General features: G+C 38.4%; 12 protein-coding genes. 6 read left to right on the top strand and 6 right to left on the bottom strand.

Features of this window, described 5'->3' with window-relative positions; all coding sequences use genetic code 11:
* Entirely contained in the window at nucleotides 1-3,099 is a 3,099-nt protein-coding gene (locus tag R3X28_RS15900) for a SusC/RagA family TonB-linked outer membrane protein (protein WP_154366913.1), read from the bottom strand.
* 310 nt (nucleotides 3,100-3,409) lie between these two features.
* Complete coding sequence (locus R3X28_RS15895; protein ID WP_281351233.1) at nucleotides 3,410-4,456, bottom strand: GntR family transcriptional regulator; 1,047 nt, start codon at nucleotides 4,454-4,456, stop codon at nucleotides 3,410-3,412.
* Between the two features lie 177 nt (nucleotides 4,457-4,633).
* Between R3X28_RS15895 and R3X28_RS15890 the strand changes: the two genes are divergently transcribed.
* The 5 genes from R3X28_RS15890 to aldA all read left to right on the top strand — a co-directional run bounded on the left by R3X28_RS15890 (nucleotide 4,634) and on the right by aldA (nucleotide 12,261).
* Complete coding sequence (locus R3X28_RS15890) at nucleotides 4,634-6,733, top strand: bifunctional aldolase/short-chain dehydrogenase (RefSeq protein WP_154366916.1); 2,100 nt, start codon at nucleotides 4,634-4,636, stop codon at nucleotides 6,731-6,733.
* Nucleotides 6,734-6,815: 82 nt separating this feature from the next.
* Nucleotides 6,816-8,096, top strand: coding sequence for a sugar isomerase (locus R3X28_RS15885; RefSeq protein ID WP_154366917.1), 1,281 nt, complete (start codon nucleotides 6,816-6,818; stop codon nucleotides 8,094-8,096).
* A 15-nt stretch (nucleotides 8,097-8,111) separates the two neighbouring features.
* The gene (locus R3X28_RS15880; protein WP_154366918.1) at nucleotides 8,112-9,479 is read left to right on the top strand and encodes an FGGY-family carbohydrate kinase; all 1,368 of its coding nucleotides are present in this window, start codon (nucleotides 8,112-8,114) and stop codon (nucleotides 9,477-9,479) included.
* A 21-nt stretch (nucleotides 9,480-9,500) separates the two neighbouring features.
* Nucleotides 9,501-10,790 (top strand): class II aldolase/adducin family protein, encoded by a 1,290-nt coding sequence (locus tag R3X28_RS15875; RefSeq protein WP_154366919.1) that lies wholly within the window; start codon nucleotides 9,501-9,503, stop codon nucleotides 10,788-10,790.
* Between the two features lie 31 nt (nucleotides 10,791-10,821).
* Nucleotides 10,822-12,261 carry an aldehyde dehydrogenase gene (aldA, locus tag R3X28_RS15870; protein WP_154366920.1) on the top strand — a complete coding sequence of 480 codons (1,440 nt, stop codon included), beginning with the start codon at nucleotides 10,822-10,824 and terminating at the stop codon, nucleotides 12,259-12,261.
* 58 nt (nucleotides 12,262-12,319) lie between these two features.
* On the opposite strand, the gene R3X28_RS15865 is transcribed toward aldA, so the two are convergent.
* From R3X28_RS15865 to R3X28_RS15855, 3 genes are read right to left on the bottom strand one after another with little or no spacing between them, the layout of a single operon-like run.
* Nucleotides 12,320-12,928 (bottom strand): lactate utilization protein C, encoded by a 609-nt coding sequence (locus tag R3X28_RS15865; protein WP_179955102.1) that lies wholly within the window; start codon nucleotides 12,926-12,928, stop codon nucleotides 12,320-12,322.
* Nucleotides 12,891-14,261 (bottom strand): LutB/LldF family L-lactate oxidation iron-sulfur protein, encoded by a 1,371-nt coding sequence (locus R3X28_RS15860; RefSeq protein WP_154366922.1) that lies wholly within the window; start codon nucleotides 14,259-14,261, stop codon nucleotides 12,891-12,893. Before R3X28_RS15860 ends, R3X28_RS15865 begins: the two co-directional genes overlap by 38 nt.
* Before the next feature lie 4 nt (nucleotides 14,262-14,265).
* Complete coding sequence (locus tag R3X28_RS15855; RefSeq protein ID WP_154366923.1) at nucleotides 14,266-15,003, bottom strand: (Fe-S)-binding protein; 738 nt, start codon at nucleotides 15,001-15,003, stop codon at nucleotides 14,266-14,268.
* A 322-nt stretch (nucleotides 15,004-15,325) separates the two neighbouring features.
* Here R3X28_RS15855 and R3X28_RS15850 point away from each other — a divergent pair, with 322 nt between their 5' ends.
* Nucleotides 15,326-16,735 (top strand): purine-cytosine permease family protein, encoded by a 1,410-nt coding sequence (locus R3X28_RS15850; RefSeq protein ID WP_154366924.1) that lies wholly within the window; start codon nucleotides 15,326-15,328, stop codon nucleotides 16,733-16,735.
* 558 nt (nucleotides 16,736-17,293) lie between these two features.
* Here the strand turns inward: R3X28_RS15850 and R3X28_RS15845 are convergent.
* On the bottom strand, nucleotides 17,294-18,513 hold a 1,220-nt coding region (locus tag R3X28_RS15845; protein ID WP_317665616.1), incomplete at its 5' end, for a DUF4861 family protein.

Genomic DNA, 18,513 nt, shown 5'->3' with positions numbered 1-18,513 from the left:
TTAAAATTGAAATTTAACACCTAAAATGATTTCTCTATCATTAGGGTACCTTAACTGGTCCATATTGGGTGTTAAGGCACTTCCCCTGTTACCTAACTCCGGGTTATAACCTTTATAATTTGTCCAAGTTATTAGATTGTTCACGGCAAAATTCATGGATGCCCCTTTTACACCAGGTATCTTATCAATAACTTTTTGATCAAAAATGTAGTTGAATCGAATATATCTCCATTTGATAAAACTACCATCAGATACAAAAAAGCTGTTAGGTTTTAAACGATTTTGAGGTACCCTGTCCAATCTTGGATAAATGGTCTCATCTCCAGGTTCGAACCAAGCTCCATAAACACGTTCCGGTCCTGGACTCTCGGCACCCGCCGCTAGGTCATTCCTGTCTTCGTCCCATCTACTATAAATATCATGGTTTAAACTAAAATCAAATAGCAAGCTGACACTTAAATTTTTATATCTTAAATCATGGGAAAAACCACCATAGGTCGTTGCCAAACCATTACCTAATATTTGCCTGTCATCTGCGGTGATATTAAAGTCACCATCCAGGTCCTCCCAAATAATATCCCCGCCTTCAGGAGTTCTCCCATTTACCTTTATTTTATTAACGGTATCGGTATATTCAGCACCATTCAATGTATAATTTGTGAAATTACCGTCTCCATCAAAGTTTGGAGTTAAACGAGTACCATCATCGGTATATGCATTGGACTCAGTATATTGGTAAACTCCTTGGTTTTTGTAACCATAAATATTGCCAATGGGCTCACCTTCTCGAACCAAATACCTTCCTCCGGGATAAAATTCGGTTCCACCATCTAACTTGGTAACTTCATTTTCAAGAAAACCAATATTGAAATTACTACTCCATGTAAAGTCTTTAGAATCTATAATGGTTCCTGTGATACTAAAATCAATACCCCTGTTATCAACGGCACCTACATTTCTTAGAATACCACTATAACCTGATTCTTCGGGTAATGGCGTTGTTGCTAAAAGACCGGTAGTCTTCTTTTGCCAGAGGTCAAGATTAATATCGACCCTGTTTTTGAGTATTGAAAGATCAAGACCTAGGTTGGTAGATTCTGTTTCCTCCCATGATAATTCTGGGTTTGCCAAAGAACTTTGAGGCCCAATCCCTGAATTGCCATTATAAGATTGCCCAGCTACTAAAACTTCGGTAAAATTATAGTTACCAATTCGTTCATTACCTGTTACACCCCAACTTCCCCTTACCAAAAGGTTGTTTATGAGTTCACTGTCCTTTAAGAAGTTCTCATTACTGATTCTCCAACCCAAAGTGGCCGAAGGAAACACACCATATTCATTTTCATCACCGAATCTTGATGAACCATCACGGCGAATGGTACCTCCTATTAGGTATTTGTCGGCGAAATCATAATTGAACCCAGCAAATAGTGAAAATAGATTATGCCTTTCGTTGGCATTATTATCGCCAGTAATGGAACCCGGTGATGCATTGTTCAAGGTCTGAACATATGAGTTGTTGAGTATTCTTGATCTAAAATCGGTATACTCAATGAAGTATTTTTGGATTTGCATACCCCCAAAGGCCCCTAAATCATGATCACCCCATCTATTTTTATAATTTAGGAAGTTTTCTTGTTGAATATCGTAGGTCATATCTTGAAGTAACCTTGCCTGATCATTACCTGTTTCGATTCTATTGGCAATAAGTTTCGTGTCAAACTGATCTTGTTTTCTAAATCTCCAATTTACACCCAATGTAGATTTGATCGTAAGTTTTGGTAAAACTTCCAATTGTGCATAATTAAAAACCTGGATTCGAAAATCCCTATCATCCCTAACCTGCAAATTGGCAAAAGCCAAAGGGTTTTTACGTCCACCAATCGTTGGTGTATACGAACCATTTGGTTCGTACAAAGGTAGATAGGGCAACCTTTCCACAAGATGGGTGAAAATACCCCCCTCTGTCAATCCTGATTTGTCTTGGTTGGTTAAGGCCAACCTTGTTCCTAATTTAAATTTTTTAGATACATTGGCATCTAACTTTAACTGGGTGTTTATTCTTTTATAATCACTATTGATTACTACCCCTTCTTCGTATAGATAGCCGGTATTCCATAAAAATCTAACCTTATCACTACCACCACTAATTGAAAAGTTTGTTTGGGTTCTTACTGCCGGTCTAGTAAGCATAGATTGTAAATCGTAATCATTTCTTCGAAGTAAGCTTAAAGAATCCCGTTCTAAACGAGGTAAAGTTTCTAAATTACCCGCTCTTTTTTTCTCAAGTAAAAATCGTTCTTCGGTATTTACGACAGGTAAATCCCCGACTAAAGAATTAAACCCCGTAGTTTGGCTTACTTCTATCTTTAAATCACCTGATTTACCCGATTTGGTTGTAATGAGAACAACCCCGTTGGCTGCCTTAGAACCATAAATCGCTGCGGTAGCCCCATCTTTTAACACCTCTAATGAAGCAATGTCGTTGGGGTCGATATTGTCAATATCATCCAATTGCTGGCCATCAACAACGTATAAGGGAGAAGTTCCACTACCAAAAGTAGAGACACCACGTATACGAATATCAAACCCTTGCCCTGGACCATTGTTGCTCAAAATCTGAACCCCGGCCAATTTTCCTTGTACGGCATCAAAGGCCTGTACAGGTGAGGCTTGCACAATCGATTCCGCTTTGACCGACGCAATTGAACCAAGTACTTTTTTACGTTCAACTGGGGCATAACCAATAACCACAACCTCTTCTAAAGCTTGGGTGTCTTCTTCTAACGTTACATTAATGTTAGAAGTATTCACTGTAATCTCTTGCGTATCAAATCCGATATAGGAAAATAACAATACCTTAGAACCCTCTTTAAGGGTTATGGCATAGTTGCCGTCAAAATCAGTTGATACTCCGTTCGTTGTTCCCTTCTGTACAATGTTTACTCCAGGAATGGGTTCTCCATTGACATCGGTTACCGATCCCGCTACTGATTTTACCTGCGCAAAAGCAGTAGAAATAGATAACATGCAGAAAACCATTGTCATCAAAACAGGTAACATTGTAAAACGCAATCGTCTGTTACACTTTTTTTTCATTTCAAGTTAATTTATTAATTGTTAGACTAGTTTTAATACACTAAAAAAGGGAGGTTTTATTTTACAATCCTTAACAAAACCTTGTTTTTTTTAGTGAATTCTTAACAATATTATTAACTTAAATTTATGAGTCCATCCTGTACTATACTGTGAGGTAAAAAAAGTGAAATTGTTCATTGAAAATTTACGGAACGGTAAAAGCTTCAAAATACGGTTTTTTACAGAATTCTATGGATTACGTAATAAAAACAACGATAACAACATTGTTCGGATAGGGGAAAGTATTTTGTATGTGTTAAAGGATATTATGTTATAATGAAAAACGATCTATAAAGTTAAATTCATTTTTTACTTCTATTCTTTTGTTATTTAAGATCATCTTGGCAGCTTCTTCTCCCATTTTTTTAAAGTTGGTACTCATAACGGTAATCCCGAGTAACTCTTTCAAGGGCGTGTCATTATAGGAAATAATACCAATATCCTCACCCATCTTATAGTGCCTGTCCCTAACTTGTTTGACTAAATGTACAAGATCGTCTTCCTCGATTATGATATAAAGATCTTTTAATTGTAGTTCCATGCCTTCATAAATCTCATCCAGAATCTCGTAATCCATATTATGCTGAATACAAAATCTTTTAAAGCCCGTAACGATTCCTTTAGGATAAGGATAAACCGATTTGTTGGGATAAACCAGCATGATCTTTCTATAGTTCTTTAATTTGTCATAAGCAGCGGTCAATGCTTTGAAAATGTCTTCGGTAAAATCCTGGTAAATCCTTCCAGCCTCTTTACTTAGACTTTTTAGGTTCCTATCCATGATGATCAATTTACCATTGGGAATGGAATGGATAGCCTTTAGGATTTCATCTGTACACCCCATATGTTGTAAATCCTCATTTTTAAAATGGGGCATGATTACATAGTAGTCATAAAAATCTTTCTTTTTTTCCAAAATATTACTGAATACCAAAGGTTCGCAATGATATATGTCAAGGTCAACATTGGCATTTGTACCCAATGAATTCACGAATGTATTGAAGATGTGCATTTTATATGTACTTAATTTATTGATTAAAAAAAGCACATTAACCTTAATGGATAGATCGGTCTTTGCTATATAATACCCTTTACCTTTTACTGAAACGATTATTCTCTTTTCTTTTAAGAGACCATAAGCCTTCTCAACGGTATCCCTAGACAATAAATACTCTTCACTTACTTCATTTATCGAAGGTATTCTTTCGCCCATTCCAAGTGTTCCGTTATTGATACCATTTATTATGGAATCCATAACTTGTTTGTATTTAGGAATCCGTGAATCGGTATTTATCAAAAAACGATTAAGTCTTTCCAAGATTTATTGCTTTGGGGTTTATTTAGGTTGTCGCCTGTCGACAATCATTTCGATGTATAAAGGTATATATTTATTATGGAATTTACTTAAAAATACCTGTCAGCATAGTACAGGATGCAATGTTGCAGGTCAAACTTTAATTTCGTCAATGAGCAAATTAATAAAAAACAAAGTCCAATGCAGGTAAAAGAATTTAAATATGTAGATTATCTATGGGATGATTCGAAAGCGGGTAAGCTTGGGGATGATCAGGTTGAACTGTTTCTTTATCGTTCGAATATTTTAGGGGCAGATTTAAGAATTACAAATTATGGTGGTGGTAATACAAGCTGTAAGACCATTGAAAAAGATCCTTTGACCAATGAGGATGTCGAGGTCATGTGGATCAAGGGTTCAGGCGGTGATATAGGTACATTGACCAAGTCTGGGATTGCTGGTCTTTATACAGAACGTTTACGTAATTTGAAAAACGTATACGGCGGGCTTTCAGATGAAGATCGTATGGTCGGTCTTTTCAACCATTGTATATACGATTTGGATAGTAAAGCACCATCTATTGATACTCCATTGCATGGTTTATTGCCTTTTAAACACATAGATCATCTGCATCCAGATGCGCTTATTGCCGTAGCAGCGGCAAAAGATAGCGCGAAAGTAACCAAAGAGATATGGGGTGATACCATGGGATGGGTACCATGGCAAAGACCTGGTTTTGATTTAGGACTACAGTTAGAGAAATGTTTGAACGACAATCCGGGAATTCGTGGAATTGTGTTGGGCAGTCATGGATTGTTCACTTGGGGCGATACTTCTTACGAGTGTTATATGAACAGTCTAGAGGTTATCGAAATGGCCTCTGAATTTATAGAAAGAAAGATTAAAGAGAAAGGAAGTGTATTCGGAGGACAAAAAATCGATAGCCTTCCTAAAGAGGAACGTTCTAAAAAAGCGGCCGAGCTTATGCCGTTGCTAAGAGGTCTTTGTTCTTCGGAAAATAGGATGATAGGGCATTTCACAGATAGTGATGTTGTACTGGAATATATAAACAGTAATGACCTTGCCAGATTGGCCCCGATGGGAACATCCTGTCCCGATCACTTTTTGCGTACCAAGATCCAGCCTTTAGTTTTGGGTTTGGATAAGCAAGAAGATTTATCCGATAGAAAAGCTGTACTTGAAAAATTACAACCGGCATTCGATAAGTATAGAAAAGAGTATAAGGAGTATTACGATAATCACAAGCGAGATAATAGTCCAGGAATGAGGGATGCCAATCCTGTAATCATTATATATCCGGGTGTAGGAATGTTCAGTTTTGCCAAGAACAAACAGACCACCCGTGTGGCCAGCGAATTCTATGTGAACGCCATTAATGTAATGCGGGGTGCAGAAGCCATTACGGAATATACGGCCCTACCTAGACAGGAGGCTTTTGATATTGAATATTGGCTATTGGAAGAGGCCAAGCTGCAGCGTATGCCAAAAGAAAAACCCTTATCCCGAAAAGTAGCCCTTGTTACTGGTGCAGGTGGTGGTATTGGTAAGGCCATCGCTGATAAACTCGCAGACGAAGGTGCAAACGTAGTTTTGACCGATATTGCGGAAGACAGATTAAAAGAGGCTTTGAACACCTATGGGAGGGATACGGCAGCTTATGCAGTTTGTGATGTAACAAAAAGCGAGTCTATTTCCGAAGCATTTACAAAAGCTTGTTTAGAATTTGGAGGTGTGGATATCGTGGTACATAGTGCCGGATTGGCGATTTCCAAACCATTGGCAGATACAACTGAAAAAGACTGGGATATTCTTCAGAATGTTTTGGTCAAGGGGCAATTTGAATTGGCCAAACAGGGGGTAGGCGTAATGCGCGACCAAGACCTAGGTGGTGATTTCATTAGTATAGCAAGTAAGAACGGATTGGTTTCAGGGCCCAACAATGTTGGGTATGGTACGGCAAAAGCTGCCCAGCAACATATGTCACGACTATTGGCCGCGGAATTGGGAGGTGATAAAATCCGGGTTAACACTGTAAATCCTGATGGGGTCATAGTCGGCAGTAAGATTTGGGAAGGTGATTGGGCCGAAGGCCGTGCCAAAGCCTATGGTATTACTGTTGATGAATTACCGGCCCATTATGCCAAAAGAAATCTACTGAACGAAATTATTTATCCTGAGGATATTGCAAAAGGTGTTTTTGCCTGTGTCGGTATTTTGGATAAGACAACAGGGAATATCATCAATGTGGATGGCGGAATGGCCAACGCATTTGTAAGATAGTATTAGTTTTTGTTAGTTTTTTTCAAGCTTCTTAGGGTGTAGGCCCTTTGAAGCTTATTTTAGAAAAGAAAGTAATTATATTATGAGAATAAATAAAGATCAAATAGAAGAACAGAACAAAGAAAATCTTTCATCACATCGTGATAGATTTAATTTTTTGGGAGATACTTTGTCAAAGGATGATAAAGATGTTAATACAATTATTCAAAAGCTTGAGAAATTCCAAGTTGCCATACCAAGTTGGGCATTGGGAGCAGGTGGTACAAGGTTTGGGCGTTTTGGCTTTCAGGGAGAGCCAAGCACACTGGAACAAAAAATTGATGATGTAGGGTTATTGCATAAATTAACACAAACTGCTGGGGCAATTTCGCTTCATATACCATGGGATGTGCCTAAGGATTATGCTGCGATAAAGGAATTGGCGAATTCCCATGATATTGTTTTCGATGCCGTAAACTCTAACACCTTCCAAGATCAAAAAGATGCAGCGGAAAGCTATAAATACGGTTCCTTGTCCAATACCAGTAAAGGTTCCCGTGAGCAGGCAATAGCCCATAACATCGAGGTAATTAAAATAGGGGACAAGCTAGGTTCAAAAAGCTTAACGGTATGGTTGGCCGATGGTGCCAATTTCCCAGGGCAGAGCAACTTTCAGACCGCATTGAACCATACCCAGGATAGTTTAAAAGATATTTATAAGGCATTGCCGAACGATTGGAAACTCTTTATAGAATATAAACCGTACGAACCAAATTTTTACAGTACCGTGATTCAAGATTGGGGAACCTCGTTCATGTTGGCCAATGAGTGCGGTGAGAAAGCATTCAGTTTGGTAGACCTAGGGCACCATTTACCCAATACCAATATAGAACAAATCGTTTCTACCCTTATGCTGAAGGGAAAATTGGGCGGTTTTCATTTCAATGATAGTAAATACGGGGATGATGACCTAACGGTAGGTAGCGTTAAGCCCTATGCACTTTTCTTGATTTTCAATGCATTAGTTTATGGTATGGAGAACAATCCCCAGAACCCATATCCTGCTTGGATGATCGACGCCAGCCATAACGTTAAGGATCCTTTGGAAGATTTGATCCAATCCTTAGAGGCAATCCAAGAAGCCTATGCGAAAGCGTTATTGGTAGATCAGAAATTATTGACTGAAGCTCAACTTAACCATGATGTTGTAAGATGTCAAGAAATTCTTCAAGATGCCTATCGTACCGATGTAAGGCCATTGTTGGAAAAAGCGAGGTTGAATAGCGGAGGGGTTATAAGCCCTATCAATGCTTACAGGTCCTTGACGGTAAGAAAAGAACTAATAAAAGAAAGAGGGGCCAATTCTGTAGCGACGGGATTATAATCAACAAGTATATAAATGGATGTCACCGCAGTATTCGATATAGGAAAAACCAATAAAAAATTCTTTCTTTTTGATAAGGATTACCAAGAGGTTTACCGTGATTATACCAAATTTGAAACCATTGAGGATGAAGACGGTTATCCGACTGAAAATCTTCAAGCGTTACAGACTTGGCTTAAGGAGGTGTTCGATAAGATATTGGTCGAAAAGGAATATAACATTACCGCTATTAATTTTTCTACCTATGGGGCAAGTTTGGTCCATTTAGATGAAAATGGGGAGGTTTTGACACCATTATACAATTATACCAAACCGTTGGATAAGAAGTATATTGACTCCTTTTTTGAGAAGTATGGACCTGAAATGGATTTTGCCGTTGCTACGGGGTCATCGAATTCCGGAATGCTCAATTCGGGCATGCAGTTGTATTGGCTAAAACAGACCAAGCCAGAGATTTTTAAAAAGATTAAATATTCACTTCACCTTCCACAATATATCAGCTATGTGTTCACTGGGATTCCGATAAGCGAATATACCAGTATCGGTTGCCATACGGCTTTGTGGGATTATGGCAAAAGGGATTATCACGATTGGGTATATGCAGAAGGCATACATCGCATACTGCCGCCCATCGTTTCCACAGAGACCAGTATGAATATGAACTATAACGGAAAACGGATTAAGATCGGCGTTGGGATCCATGATAGCTCGGCCGCTCTTTTGCCGTATGTACGAAGTGAAAAGGAGAAGTTCGTTTTGGTTTCTACAGGAACCTGGAGCATTGCGTTGAACCCTTTTTCCAATGCGTCATTGACTAAAGGGGATATTGAGAAAGAGTGTATTAATTATATGCGTATTAACGGAAAGCCTGTAAAGTCTTCCCGTATGTTCTTAGGCAATGAGTACAATCTTCAAGTACAGAATCTTTCCAAACATTTTAATGTACATAAGGATTATCACAAATGTGTTGATTTTAATCAAGATACCTATTTTAAAATACTAAAGGATTTTAAACCGATGTTTCGATGGATCAGTTTTGAAACTAAAGAAATGCCTTTAGATACCAAGATTCCTTACGATAGTTTTGAACAAGCCTACCATCATTTAATGGTAGAGTTGGTATTGTTGCAAGTAGAGAGTATTGAAATTGCTACCAGTGGGGATACGATACAAAAATTATATATCGATGGTGGTTTTAGCGACAACAGGGTCTATATAAAATTATTATCCCATTATTTAAGAAACATGGAACTTAGAACCACCGATTCGGCCTTGGGTTCAGCATTGGGAGCGGCCATTGCCATTTCGGACTCCAAATTGGATTCAAAGTTCCTTAAAAAGAATTACTCGTTAAAAAAACACGTACCATTTATAATCAGCTGAACAAGCTAAAATTGAAAACAAATGTCAAAGAATATAACATTAGTACACCCGAGAGATCAAATTACCACTGTCATCAGTAGAATATATAAAAGGGGTATGACCACCACATCGGGTGGTAATATTTCTATTATCGATGAAAATGGAGACATATGGGTAACGCCCTCCGCAATTGATAAAGGCTCTTTACGTGCCTCCGATATTATCTGTGTAAAAAAGGACGGAACCGTAATAGGGGATCATAAACCTTCATCTGAGTTTCCTTTTCACAAAGCGATTTATGAAGCCAGACCAGATGTTAAGTCAGTAATACATGCCCATCCACCGGCATTGGTTTCGTTCAGTATCGTACGACAGATACCGAATACCAACATTATTTCCCAGGCTAAACATATCTGCGGCCCAATTGGCTACGCAGAATATAAGTTGCCCGGAAGTGAAGATTTGGGTGAGGTAATTGCCGATGAATTCAAAAAAGGGTTCAAGGCCGTTATTATGGAGAATCATGGTACTGTTTTGGGAGGAAGTGATCTCACAGATGCATTTAAGCGTTTTGAAACATTGGAATTTTGTGCCCGTACGATACTTTATGGCACTCAAATAGGTACTCCTAACTATTTGACCGATGATCAAATTGATCAATTTGAAGCTCAAGTACCTTCGATGATGCCTGCAATGGAAAAGGTGGAATACCCTTCGGATGAAGTCGAAAAACGTTTGGAAATTTGCAATATTGTGAGGCGTGCTTGTGAGCAAGGCTTAATGATAAGTTCATACGGTACCGCTTCTATGCGATGGAAAGGGAACGACTTTTTAATTACCCCGACCGACGTAAATCGCTGGGATATTGATATCGATGATGTGGTTCAAATAAAGGATGGTAAACGGGAAGGAGGGAAAACACCGAGCAGGGCAACCTGGATACATCAGGAGATATACAATAAAAACCCAGAGGTGAACTCCATTATCATGACCCAATCACCTTATTTAATGGCTTTTGGAGTAACAAAGACCTATTTGAACGTACGTACGATTCCTGAAAGTTGGATCTTTTTACAAGATATTCCAACAATAGAATATGGTAGCCATTTTAAAACGAACGCTGATTCCAAGATTACCGAAAATTGTACCACGGCCCTTATCATAGAAAATGATTCGATAATGATAACGGGAGATAAATTATTACAGACCTTTGATTATCTGGAAGTTGCTGAATTTAGTGCCAAATCAATTGTTTTGGGTACTTCTTTAGGTCAAATGGTGCCCATTAACGATGATCAAGTAGAAGATTTAAGAAAGAAATTTTTAACATAAACATCCACATTAAAATAGATTTTTCCATAGCATGAAACAGTATAATCAATATATCAACGGACAGTTTGTAAAATCCTCCTCGACAACGATAATAGAAGTTATAAACCCTTGTACTGAAGAAGTCATTAGCACCATACCAACTGGTTCTGTCGAAGATGCTAACTTGGCTTTGGAAGCTGCAAATGAGGCGCAGCCTGCATGGGAAGCACTCCCAGCCATAAAAAGGGCCTCTTTTTTGCACAAGATGGCAACGGTTATTAGGGAAAATAGGATTTTCTTGGCAGAAACCTTGGCCACCGAACAAGCTAAGGTCATCGGATTAGCACAAATAGAAATAGATGTAACCGCTGATTATTTTGATTATTATGCTGCTTGGGCAAGAAGAATAGAAGGGGAAATCATTCAAAGTGATAATGAAAAGGAACATATATTTCTTCATAAGGCCCCTATTGGGGTGGCAGTGGGAATATGCCCTTGGAATTTCCCATTTTTCGTTATGGCCCGAAAGGTTGCCGCTTCACTAATAACAGGGAATACCTGCGTTTTGAAACCAAGTTCCGAAGCACCGAATACAATCATGGAATTTGCTGATTTTATTAAGGATATAGGACTACCGAACGGTGTTTTGAATTTTGTTTGTGGTTCAGGGAGAATCATTGGAAATGCCCTTTCAAAAAGTCCTATTACAGGAATCGTGAGTTTAACGGGAAGTGTTTCGGCCGGACAACAAATTATTACGGCTTCCGCGGAGAATATTACAAAAGTATCGTTAGAGTTGGGAGGTAAGGCTCCTGCAATTGTTTGCGCCGATGCTAATATGGAATTGGCTGTAAATTCAATAGTTTCCTCGAAGGTTATTTTTAGTGGTCAAGTTTGTAACTGTGCAGAAAGGGCTTATGTAGAAGAAAGTATCTATGACGAGTTTGTGGAAAAACTCACTAAAAAAATCAGTGAGGTCGTCATAGAAGATGCTTTGACCGGAACAAATGCCGATATGAGCAGCTTGGTATCAAAAAGCCAATTGGATAAAATTACCGAGATGGTTGATTTTGCCAAAAAAGAAGGTGCCGAGGTATTGATAGGTGGTAAAAGACCTGAAAAATTTGAGAAAGGTTTTTATTATGAGCCTACCATATTGACCAATTGTAAACAAGATATGGATATTATTCAGGAAGAGGTCTTTGGTCCCGTACTACCTGTAATGAAATTCAGTTCGTTGGATGAGGCGATAGCATTATCCAATGATTGCCAATTTGGCTTAACCTCTTCTGTTTTTTCTGAAAACTATAATAATATTATGCGTGCCACCACGGGCTTACATTTTGGTGAAACCTATGTGAACAGAGAGCATTTTGAAGCGATTCAAGGTTTTCACGCAGGTTGGAAAAAATCAGGAATCGGTGGTGCAGATGGTAAGCATGGTATGGAAGAATACCTGCAGACGAAAGTAGTTTATGCCAAGTATTATTAATACGTTTTAAACATATCATATAAAAAAACCCAACTAACTTTAGTTGGGTTTTATTTTTTCAAATCAATATGACGGTCAAACTTATGGCACCTTGTGCACCTATGACCAGACATTGCTCTATATCGGCCGTTTTAGACGGTCCTGATAAGAAGAGCCCGAATCTCCTTTCCCTTTTACCAATGATCTCATAAGCATGCAACAGATGTAGATATAATTGATCTTTAGGTAGGACAATAACCAAATCATTGGTAATAAAAGGCAATGCCCGGACGACTATTTCATTTTCCGATATCCATACAGCTCCGTTTTCGGCAACCCCCAAAGATCCTTTAATAATGGCTAAATCTATGGAATTAAGTTCGTGGGGGTCTGTTTTTCCTGAAATTTGAACGGTACCCAATGAACATTCATCGGCCACTGATACTATTTTTTCAGCGTTAGGGTACATCTTTTTGATCTCTACGTCAATATCTTGTGGATCCACTTCTTTAATGTTACCTCCTACTAGGTTAACATTATTTTTGAAAACCTCTATTAGATTTACTTCTTCCGTAAATTGGGTTACATCAATTTCCGGGATAGAAAGTAAGTCGGGCTTATTGTTTTTAATTGATTTTAATATTGCTTCCCTACCCATTGTTTTTACTTCTTTTTTTATACCAGTCATCAAAATTTTCGTTTTTGACTTCGGGCAGATCACGTGCCTTTCCCCATGCATTCAATTTGGAATAAATCAATGATTTCGGGGCGTATTTTAATGCGAATCTAGCTGATTTCCCAATAAAGCTGTACAAACCGGGTTTTGAAAATACGGTTCCGGTCATTTTTAAGATAGATTTTTTAACCACAGGTTGTGGCTGTTCTTTTACAATGATCTGTCGCCATTTATAGAGCTGTTCGTGAATGTTGATTTTAACAGGACAAACATTGGAACAAGAACCACATAACGTTGATGCGAATGGTAAAGAGCTATGTTTCTTTAAATCTTTTCCTGGAGATAAAATAGAACCTATAGGCCCTGGAATAGTGGCATCATAACTGTGACCTCCACTACGTCTGTAAATAGGGCAAGTGTTCATACATGCACCACATCTGATACAATGTAACGAGGCCCTAAAATCTTCCCTGCTCAATTGTTCCGTTCTTCCATTGTCCACAATGACAATATGTATTTCTTTACCTTCAGTAGGTTTATTGAAATGGGAAGAATAGGTAGTAATGGGCTGTCCTGTTGCACTTCTTGCCAAAAGGCGTAGGAATATGCCCAAATGCCCTTCCTTGGGAATTATTTTCTCAATCCCCATGCAGGCAATATGTACCTTCGCCAAATGGGCGCCCATGTCCGCATTACCTTCATTCGTACAAACTACAAAACCACCGGTATCGGCAACTGCAAAATTAACACCGGTTATCGCTACATCGGCATTTAAAAATTTGCCTCTAAGGTGTTTTCTTGCTGCATTGGTAAGGTACTCGGGGTCTCCTTGGCTGGCCTTTGTCCCAAGATGTTCTTGAAAGAGAACGTCTACTTCCTCTTTGGTTTTGTGTATGGCGGGCAATACAATATGGCTAGGTGGCTCTTTTGCCAATTGCACAATGCGTTCCCCTAAGTCCGTATCAATGACCTCAATTCCTTTTTCTTCCAAATAGGGATTTAAATGGCATTCTTCAGTAAGCATAGACTTACTTTTCACAACCTTTTCAGCCTTATGGTCTTTTAGTATTTCGTGAATAATGGTATTGTGTTCTTCAGCGTCTGAAGCCCAATGTACTTTTATGCCGTTCTGTAGGGCATTTTGTTCAAACTGTATCAAATACTCATCCAAATTCGATAATACGTGGGCTTTAATGCCAGATGCCGAATCCCTTAAATGTTCCCAACCTTTAACGTTATGGGCAGAATTATCCCTTTTCTCCCGCACATACCATAAAGCTTTATCGTGCCAATTTACCTTGGCTTCGTTCTTATTGAATATTTCTGCCTGTTTTGCGTGACTCATGCCTCTACATACTAGTATTTAAAATTTCAGCTATATGCATTACTTTCAAAGGCTGTTTGTTCCTGTTGATCAAGCCCTCCATATGCATTAAACAGGAATGATCCGCCCCTGTGATTACTTCTACTCCGCTATCTAGATGATCATGGATACGATCTTTTCCCATTTTTACTGATATTGCTTCCTCGAATACGGAAAATGTACCCCCAAATCCACAACATTCATCCTTTCGGGTTAAGGGCATTAGTTCCAGCCCTTTAACTTGGTTCAATAATTCTTCTTCCGTGGAATAATACGGATCCATTCTTTCTGAACATGAACCTAGTTTTAGTCCTCTTAAACCATGGCAACTTTTATGCAGGCCCACCTTATGGGGGAATGATGCGCCGACATCGGTAATACCCAACACTTTCACTATGAATTCGCACATTTCGTAAGCGTTGTTCCTCACTTTTATAACATCGGGTGTTTGCTCTAAAATATCAAAATGATGCTTAACATGATAGATACAACTTCCCGAAGGACCTACGATATAGTCATATTCCTTGAAATTTTCAACGAAAACCTGACAAGCTCCTTTGGAATCCTCCTCATAACCTGAATTTCCCAGTGGCTGGCCACAACAGGTTTGTCCCTGTGGATAGTATACGGTGACACCCAATTTCTCTAATAATTCTAAAGTAGCAATCCCTACTTGGGGATACAATTGATTAATATAACACGGAATAAATAAGCCTACTTTCATTTTTATGATTACATTTTGGCCATAAGAAATTAAAATGGCATATGGCTGGAAATAAAATTAATCCAATTAATGGCCTTAACTGTCCTGTAGCACCCTGTAAAAATGAACAGGTATAATTGTATTTTTTTCCTGAATCGAATTGATAGCGGTACAGTGCAGGATAGAGTTTTGTAATCCAAACGCTATCTTCGTTTTTACTATTTTAATTCAACAAAGACAGTTATTAATTGTCCGATATGTTTTAGACCGGTTTGGGTCTTTAACGGTTAAAAAAGGAAATCTATTTTAATTAAATGCTTTTATCAACTAAACCAAACAAAGAATGGGCCAATACAATATTGAAGAAGAAGTGGAAATTGCAGCAGGGGGGGAGTTTGAAAGAGAACGAGTTCCACAATCTAAATTAAAGGGTTGGAAAAGTTTTTTGGGAATGTATGCAGGAGAACATGCCGCCGGAACCGAATTCATGATCGGCCCATTGTTTCTTACCGCTGGTGTTAGCGCATTTGATTTAATTGTGGGACTGTTGATAGGAAACCTTCTTGCGGTATTGAGTTGGCGTTTTTTAACGGCAAAAATTGCAGTTGATAATAGATTTACCTTGTATTACCAATTAGAAAAGATCTGTGGTAAAAAGTTGGTGACGGCATATAATCTTGCCAATGGAATCCTATTCTGTTTCTTGGCAGGTTCTATGATCACCGTATCCGCTACCGCAGTGGGGATTCCTTTTGATATGGAAATGCCCAAACTAACCGATACCATGCCCAATGGGATGACATGGGTTATAATCGTTATTATTATTGGAGCGGTAATTTCTTTAATCGCTTCTAAAGGTTATGACACGGTTTCGAAAGCAGCCAACTATATGTCACCGATAATCGTCCTTGCTTTTATTGCCTGTGGAATCGTTGCTATGAACCAATTGGGGGTTAAAGGTTTTGATGATTTTTGGAATATATGGGGAGAAGGTTCTGATCCTTTTCCTGGACAAATAAAATATACGTTTTGGCATGTTGTTATTTGGTCTTGGTTTGCAAATGCTGCCATGCATATTGGAATGTCGGATCTATCGGTTTTCAGATTTGCAAAAAACCCAAATGCTGGATGGACAACTGCTGCAGGTATGTATGTGGGCCATTATATGGCATGGATCGCGGCGGCTTTACTTTATGCTGTTTATCTTAAGTCTCCAGAAGCACAGGCATTTTTATCTAATGGGGAAGCTCCTCCTGTGGCACCAGGTCCTTTAGCGAACAACGCCATTGGCATGTTAGGTATCATTGCTGTTGTCTTGGCAGGGTGGACCACCGCTAACCCAACCATTTACAGGGCAGGTTTGGCCTTCCAGGCGATTATTCCCAGAGTATCGACATTTTGGGTTACGATCATTGCAGGAACCGTTGCCACCGTTGCAGGACTTTTTCCTGCATTTGCCATGAAATTATTGGGCTTTGTTGCGCTTTACGGATTTATCCTTGCGCCTTTCGGAGCAGTTATAGTGTTTGAACACTTCTTTTATAAAAAAGCCGGAATTGTCAAAAACTATGCGGAGAAAGCTAACATATCTTTCAATGCCTCTGTATTTTGGGCTTGGGCCATTAGCTTTGGACTATTCTATTTTATTTCAGTAAAGTATGACGTGTTCTTGTCCTTTGTTACCTTACCTGCATGGTTACTTTGTGGAGTGTTATTCTTACTGTTAAGTAAACGTTTTCAGCGCAATACTTAAATAGAATTAATCACTTGTTAAAATACAACCTTTTTTTTGCCCTAATAAAAATGCCAGATTATTGATGAAATAGAAAAGGGTATATAACTATTGTGGTTATTTAATATTAAATAAAGGACTGAAATATTTGTATGGTCAAATTGATTACTAATGTAGTAAAAATGTCCTTGGATTTTCTGGAAAAATTTAATCCTTCTTTAGTATTTTCATGGTATAAGGTAATTCATAAAACAATACTACATAGGCATCACCTTAAGTTTATATTGTTCAATGTTGTATACAAAATATCAATACTAATATGAATTCCCCTAAAAGGACTTTTTTGCTTGACGGGCTAAACAGAATATAAGTTATGGGGTAGCTATATATCAAGGTTTTAGTGTAAAGCGGAAAACAATAAGGTGTTGTAATGCTAGGCTTGATATGGGACCTGTTCCTTAGTTAATGTTCGAAGATTCGATTATTTACATAATTAATAGGAAGTCAACAATACATAAAAAAATAAAACAAGCTAAATAATAGCTTGCTTTATTTTTTGCGTAATGGAATTTCAATTCTTCACTTTATCGTAAAAAGCAAAGGATTTTTTAAACAATCTGAAAAACGACTTAAATAGGCTTGCCATTCCACCTTATTGTTATACTGACCACTCTTTTTCCATCCAAAACCGGTGTAATATACCGCTTTATTGTTTTCGGTCTTTATATGTGCAAAAAGATTACTTTCATCCTTCCTTTCGGTTACATAATCCTCGTAACCTACCATTTTATCTACAGGAACAACAATTCCCGTTCCCAGTTCAGAATCTTGGAGCGGCTCCCAATAACTTATCCATCCTTTTTCCTCATTCACATCCCTTTCCCCTTCTTTTTCGTGTAAGGTAAGTCCGGCGGAAATAGTGTCTGTCCCTTTTAATGTAACTTCAAATCTGGATAAATTATTCCCATAATCCAAAGAAATCTTTTTTTCTTCTGAAATTTTTTCGCCGGCTGCATTCCAATCCGCATAAGTTAAAACAAAACTTGTTCGTATTGGACCTGTGCTTAGGGTTTTCCATGAAGTGAAATTTCTTGAAATATAATACGTAGTATCCATTTTCTTGGCAATACCACCAACACCCCTACTAACACCAACATGAAAATTGTCGAGACCTTCACCAGTATCTTTGTGGTAACTACCACCGCCGGAAAGATCTTTCTTATACCATTTATTGATGATGGGATAATCTACCCGTTTAAGCCAAGCATCTATTCCGCTGGACAAGGTACCTCCTTTTACCCCGTCCTCGATCATTTTTTGGGCCGTAGGACCGTAAGTTCGAAAAGCGACCCTATTGTTCTCCCAAGCATAATCATCGGTTCTTTCTGGCACAAATCTCGAATAGCAGGCAGGATCAACATCCGTTTTAACCGTATCCAATTCATCAGAGACTACCACTTCGAAAGTTCTTTCCGCATTGGCTTTGATTTCAGGCTGAAACAATACTTCATCCAGAACACCATCACCATTGGAATCGACCTTCTGGGAAACTAGATTTTTGCCTGTTGAAACGTCCTTTATTACAATATTGTTTTCCGAACTATCCAGTTCGAGTGCTGAAATAGGAATACTGACCGTTTCAAAGGCACGGTCAAAATCCATGGTATTTTTCACTACGATTTTTTTATTGGACTGTGCCCCTTCACCACAGGACAAAAGCAATGTTGCCGCACAAAACAGTATATATAATTTATTCATAACCGGTTGTTTTTTAGTTTTCATTTGATGGTTTACCGATA

The sequence above is a fragment of the Maribacter sp. TH_r10 genome (genome assembly GCF_033101095.1).
Taxonomy (GTDB): Bacteria; Bacteroidota; Bacteroidia; order Flavobacteriales; family Flavobacteriaceae; genus Maribacter_A; species Maribacter_A luteus.
This window is presented reverse-complemented; position numbering and strand designations above follow the sequence as displayed.

Coding starts and splice junctions, on each gene's coding strand:
- R3X28_RS15900 (WP_154366913.1), bottom strand. CDS start 3,099: ATGAAAAAAAAGTGTAACAGACGATTGCGTTTTACAATGTTACCTGTT.
- R3X28_RS15890 (WP_154366916.1), top strand. CDS start 4,634: ATGCAGGTAAAAGAATTTAAATATGTAGATTATCTATGGGATGATTCG.
- R3X28_RS15885 (WP_154366917.1), top strand. CDS start 6,816: ATGAGAATAAATAAAGATCAAATAGAAGAACAGAACAAAGAAAATCTT.
- R3X28_RS15880 (WP_154366918.1), top strand. CDS start 8,112: ATGGATGTCACCGCAGTATTCGATATAGGAAAAACCAATAAAAAATTC.
- R3X28_RS15875 (WP_154366919.1), top strand. CDS start 9,501: ATGTCAAAGAATATAACATTAGTACACCCGAGAGATCAAATTACCACT.
- aldA (WP_154366920.1), top strand. CDS start 10,822: ATGAAACAGTATAATCAATATATCAACGGACAGTTTGTAAAATCCTCC.
- R3X28_RS15865 (WP_179955102.1), bottom strand. CDS start 12,928: ATGACTGGTATAAAAAAAGAAGTAAAAACAATGGGTAGGGAAGCAATA.
- R3X28_RS15860 (WP_154366922.1), bottom strand. CDS start 14,261: ATGAGTCACGCAAAACAGGCAGAAATATTCAATAAGAACGAAGCCAAG.
- R3X28_RS15855 (WP_154366923.1), bottom strand. CDS start 15,003: ATGAAAGTAGGCTTATTTATTCCGTGTTATATTAATCAATTGTATCCC.
- R3X28_RS15850 (WP_154366924.1), top strand. CDS start 15,326: ATGGGCCAATACAATATTGAAGAAGAAGTGGAAATTGCAGCAGGGGGG.